The 3,215-nt window shown below is 43.8% G+C and carries 3 protein-coding genes; all 3 read left to right on the top strand.

The genetic code is table 11. From position 1 onward, the window contains the following. On the top strand, positions 1-547 hold a 547-nt coding region (locus tag AB3112_RS09980; protein WP_367334411.1), incomplete at its 5' end, for an ECF transporter S component. A 126-nt stretch (positions 548-673) separates the two neighbouring features. Beyond that, positions 674-1,732 (top strand): helix-turn-helix domain-containing protein, encoded by a 1,059-nt coding sequence (locus tag AB3112_RS09975; RefSeq protein ID WP_367334410.1) that lies wholly within the window; start codon positions 674-676, stop codon positions 1,730-1,732. Further along, positions 1,722-3,173: an ATP-dependent DNA helicase RecQ gene (locus tag AB3112_RS09970; protein ID WP_084975478.1), complete on the top strand. Its 1,452-nt coding sequence runs from the start codon at positions 1,722-1,724 to the stop codon at positions 3,171-3,173. The genes AB3112_RS09975 and AB3112_RS09970 overlap by 11 nt, the downstream gene beginning before the upstream one ends. The last annotated feature ends 42 nt before the right edge of the window (positions 3,174-3,215 follow it).

Genomic DNA, 3,215 nt, shown 5'->3' with positions numbered 1-3,215 from the left:
TCGTTTGGTGGAGATGTCGATTTTGGCAGGGTGCTCTTATGTTTTGATGTTCCTGTCAGTTCCAATTATTCCGATTGTCCCATACATGAAGCTTGATTTAAGCGACATGCCAATCTTGATTGGAACGGTTATTTTTGGCCCCGTTGGTGGGATGACGATTGCCGGGTTAAAGGCGCTTCTTTATTGGGTCACCACTGGCGCATCGATTTTTGGCTTCATTGGGGTTGGGTCATCATTAATTTCATCACTGGTTCTGATTTGGAGCTATTACCTGGGTGAGCGGGCATTTTCGTTTACCAGCGGCCTGAAAAAGACGACGTTGGTGATCTTGACAATGGCAATCTCGTTGATGATCGTTATGTCGACTATTAACTGGTTGGGCGTCATTCCGCTTTACATGAACTTGATGAATATGAAGCTGGGCTTTCCACTTTCAACAGTCATCTTGTTTGGGGCAGTGCCGTTCAATCTGATTAAAGGCGTTGTCGTGGGCGGCGTTTTCTATGCGATCAAGGGCAGTTTCCTGCCAAGGTTGAAACTTCGATAAGTTAAAGCATTTATAATTAACCAATTTCGTATATAATTGAATAGTGAGTAATGTTAGAAGGCTAGGACGGACTTGCGGTTTGTTGCTAGCCTTTTGTAATGGCGTGAATTGGTTTTGGGGGATCTTATGGATTTAGAAACGCTTTGCCTCATTTTTGGAAGTTCAACGCAATACCGGCGGATTAAGGCCATGAAAAACGCACTGATTGGCAGACGAACGGTTTCTAATCTTTACTGGTCATTGCAGTACGACATGTTAGACTTTGTCGATAGCCTGCATGGCCAGCAGTTTGGCGATGATCAACAAGTTGCCCTGAAACTTTCTCAAGCCGGTTTGATTGTGGTTGACGACCGCCTCCAGTTTAAATTAACAAAGAAGGGACAGGTGATCCACGATGACTACACGGCTCAATTATTGCCGCTGAAATACCTGGCCGTATCGTCACGAGTTGATGTCAATCGGTTTGCCCAAAGGTTTGTTTTTGCTTCTCAGATCGTTTCGGAATACAGTTACGCCAATCATAAATACTATCCCCAATCCCTTGGCTACTATGATGATCAACTTTTGAAACACTGGTTCATTGCGAATAAACGGCAGAACCTACCGAAGCAATTTCATGATTTGTTGAGGGGCTTTTTAAGCCGTTTAGATAATGACCAGCGCGCTGAAGTCTTTGTTCAAAGTTTAATCGGTCACCACTTTTCTGGTATGACTGAAGACCAGCTGGCTGATTCACTCAAAACCAGGCCAGCCATTATCGAAATCCAGTGGCTGCAGCTTTACGGGATGTTATTATTGTTGATTCAAAAACATCCTCAACCCAACCCCTTCATGCAATTAACGGCTGGATTGGAAAAACCGGTCATCTCGAATAGCGCTAAAAAAACGTTTGAATTATACCGCCGACAAATGGTGCCCAGCATTGACCAAATTGTGGCACAACGGCGAATTAAGCAGACCACGGTTTATGAACACCTCATCGAAGCGGCCATTATGGCGCCGGTTGCGCAATTCCCATATCAATCATTAATTCAGCCGAAAACATTTCAACAGCTCGCTTTGACCCAACCCGATGATGTTGCCAACTGGGCGTTTGATCAAGCAGCCGAAGAAGTTCCCGGATTAAGTTTCTTCGAATTTCGATTGTTTCAAATTTATAGGAGTAAAACAGCACATGATGACTGATCTAAAAGTTGCCTTAAAAAAATATTTTGGTTTTGATCACTTTCGGCCTGGTCAAGAAGCGATCCTTCAGTATCTGTTGAATGGTCAAAATACGTTGGCGGTATTGCCGACAGGTGGGGGAAAGACCTTGCTGTATCAATTGTATGGTGCACTCACCCATCAGCGGGTGGTGATTGTCTCGCCTTTGATTTCGTTGATGCAAGATCAAGTCAGTCGGTTGCAATACCTGGGATCAAAGCGGGTGGTTGCGTTGACTTCGGCACTTGATTTTCACGAAAAGGCGGTCATTATCGACCACTTGAACCAGTATCAATTTATTTATGTTTCGCCGGAAATGCTGGCTAACCCCGACATCTTAAACCGGATGGCCCGTCTAAACATTGGCCTGTTGGTGATTGATGAGGCCCACTGCATCTCAGAGTGGGGCCCGGATTTTCGACCTGACTATTTAAAATTGGGGCAGGTTCGCCAAAAGCTCGGCCAACCGTTAACCCTGATGATGACCGCCACGGCCACGCCATTTGTCCGCAAAGATATTTTGAATCATTTGAATTTTCAAACGGCCAAGCCCAAACAAGTCCTGCTGCCGATTAACCGCAAGAATATTTTTTTGAGTGCTCAAATTTGCCAGGACCAAAAACAAAAGGATCAAACGCTGTTAGAGCTTGTCCAAACGTTAAACGGCGCAGGGATCATTTATTTTTCCAGTAAAAAGCAGGCCGAACAAGTTGCCGACATGCTGAATCAAAAAACCGATCGCAAAGTGATGGCTTACCATGGCGGAATGGATCATCAGCGCCGATTTCATATTCAACAACAGTTCATGGATGGCAATTTGGATATTGTCTGTGCGACGAGTGCTTTTGGAATGGGAATCGATAAGGACGACGTGCGGTTTGTTATTCATTATCATTTACCGGCCAATATTCAAAGTTATGTCCAAGAAATTGGTCGCTGTGGGCGGGATCAAAAGCCCAGTTTGGCTATTTTGTTGTATGAGCCAAATGACCGGTATTTACAGCTTAACCTGATTGATCATACCATTCCCGATATTGGGGTAGTTGACTACCTTTACCAACATCCCAAAGTGCTAAACGATGATGATCAGTTCAGAGTCATCAAGTATTATTTTGACAAGGGGCTTTCATTTGAGTCGGTCCAACGGGTGTTTGATCAAGCTAAACGTCGCCGACTCGCCGAACTTTCCGCAATGGTGAACTATGTGTATCATCCCGGCTGTCGGAGAACGCAACTTTTAGATTACTTTGATGAAGACGTATCAGACAATGATCGGACCTTTTGTTGCGATCATGACTCGGATTTTTGGGGGGATTGGCGGAATTTTAATCAAAAATACTTGAAAGTTTCTTCAACAACCGGGCCAATTCAATTAAAAGATTGGCGTCAAGTCATCGATCAGCTGTTTTTATTAAAAAATTAAGATAAAATGATTGCAATTAATGATAAAATAAGTTTGTCTATA

Origin of the sequence: Lentilactobacillus sp., from assembly GCF_040773105.1 — a bacterium.
In the GTDB taxonomy this organism is placed as follows: domain Bacteria; phylum Bacillota; class Bacilli; order Lactobacillales; family Lactobacillaceae; genus Lentilactobacillus; species Lentilactobacillus parabuchneri.
Note: the sequence above shows the minus strand (reverse complement) of the source record. Positions and strands in the feature narration are given on the sequence as shown.

Excerpts from the sequence above, each read along its gene's own strand:
- AB3112_RS09975 (WP_367334410.1), top strand. The coding sequence starts at position 674 with ATGGATTTAGAAACGCTTTGCCTCATTTTTGGAAGTTCAACGCAATAC.
- AB3112_RS09970 (WP_084975478.1), top strand. The coding sequence starts at position 1,722 with ATGATGACTGATCTAAAAGTTGCCTTAAAAAAATATTTTGGTTTTGAT.